Here is a 1,558-nt window from a genome sequence, read left to right on the forward strand (position 1 = left end):
CAAAAAGGCCGCCCGAAGGCGGCCTTTTTGCGTTTGTCTGGCGGAGAGAGGGGGATTCGAACCCCCGAAGCGCGGTTTAGACGCTTACACACTTTCCAGGCGTGCTCCTTCAACCGCTCGGACACCTCTCCGGACCTGCTGCGATAACCCGCTGCAGGGGCGCAGATTCTAGCGGGGGAATCGGAATCGCACAAGCGGTACGCGATAGGGGCAGGGGGGCTGGACAGGCGTGGCACAATGGACGTTCCGATGAAGACGGTGGCCTGATGTCCTATCTCGTCCTTGCCCGCAAGTGGCGTCCGAAGCGTTTTGCCGAGCTGGTAGGCCAGGAGCACGTGGTCCGTGCGCTCAGCAATGCGCTGGACAGCGGCCGGGTGCACCATGCGTTCCTGTTTACCGGCACCCGAGGGGTCGGCAAGACCACGATCGCGCGCATTTTCGCCAAGTCGCTGAATTGCGAGCAGGGCACCAGCGCCGACCCGTGCGGCCAGTGCCCGGCCTGCCTGGATATCGATTCCGGACGCTACATCGACCTGCTGGAAATCGATGCCGCGTCCAATACCGGCGTGGACGATGTCCGTGAGGTGATCGAGAACGCCCAGTACATGCCCTCGCGCGGCAAGTACAAGGTCTACCTGATCGACGAAGTGCACATGCTCTCCAAGGCGGCGTTCAATGCGCTGCTGAAGACGCTGGAAGAACCGCCGGAACACGTGAAGTTCCTGCTGGCCACCACCGACCCGCAGAAGCTGCCGGTTACGGTGCTGTCGCGCTGCCTGCAGTTCAACCTCAAGCGGCTGGACGAGGACCAGATCCAGGGCCAGATGACCCGCATCCTGGCCGCCGAGGAGATCGAGTCCGACCCGACCGCCATCGTGCAGCTGGCCAAGGCCGCCGATGGCAGCCTGCGTGACGGCCTGTCGCTGCTCGACCAGGCCATCGCCTATGCCGGCGGCGCGCTGCGGGAAGACGTGGTGCGCACCATGCTCGGCACCGTGGACCGCACCCAGGTGGCGGCCATGCTGGAGGCCCTGGCCGACGGCGATGGCGTGCGCCTGCTGCAGGTGGTGGCCGCGCTGGCCGAGTTCTCGCCGGATTGGAGTGGCGTGCTCGAGGCCCTGGCCGAAGCGCTGCACCGCATCCAGGTGCAGCAGCTGGTGCCGGGCGCGCAGGCCGACGGCGAGGGCATCGATGCCGCCGCGTTCGCCCAGCGCCTGCGCCCGGAAGTGGTGCAGCTCTGGTACCAGATGGCGCTCAGCGGGCGCCGCGACCTGCACCTGGCGCCCAGCCCGCGCGCGGGCTTTGAAATGGCCGTGCTGCGCATGCTGGCCTTCCGCCCGGCCGCCGCCGTGCCGCCGGTGCCGCGCGACCCGGGCACCGGCACCGACGTGGGCAGCGGTTCGCGTGGGGCCGAGCAGGACGGCATGGCCGCCGCACCGGCCGCGGGCCCCCCCCGGGGGGCGGGGGCGGGGGGGGGGCCCCCCGGGGCCGCCCCGGGGCCCGGGGGGGCCGGGGGTGGGGGTGTTGGCCCCCCGGGGCCCCAACACACCCCCCCCCC

1 protein-coding gene and 1 tRNA gene are annotated in these 1,558 nt (G+C 69.9%); one reads left to right on the forward strand and one right to left on the reverse strand.

Annotated features, from left to right (window positions below; genetic code table 11):
- Window positions 1–38: 38 nt before the first annotated feature.
- Window positions 39–131: transfer RNA gene (locus ACOZHM_RS20670), tRNA-Ser, on the reverse strand.
- A gap of 135 nt (window positions 132–266) precedes the next feature.
- On the opposite strand from ACOZHM_RS20670, the gene dnaX reads away from it, so the two are divergent.
- On the forward strand, window positions 267–1,558 hold a 1,292-nt coding region (gene dnaX / locus ACOZHM_RS20675), incomplete at its 3' end, for a DNA polymerase III subunit gamma/tau (RefSeq protein ID WP_421571222.1).

This window comes from Stenotrophomonas sp. PD6, assembly GCF_049199305.1.
Classification (GTDB): Bacteria; Pseudomonadota; Gammaproteobacteria; order Xanthomonadales; family Xanthomonadaceae; genus Stenotrophomonas.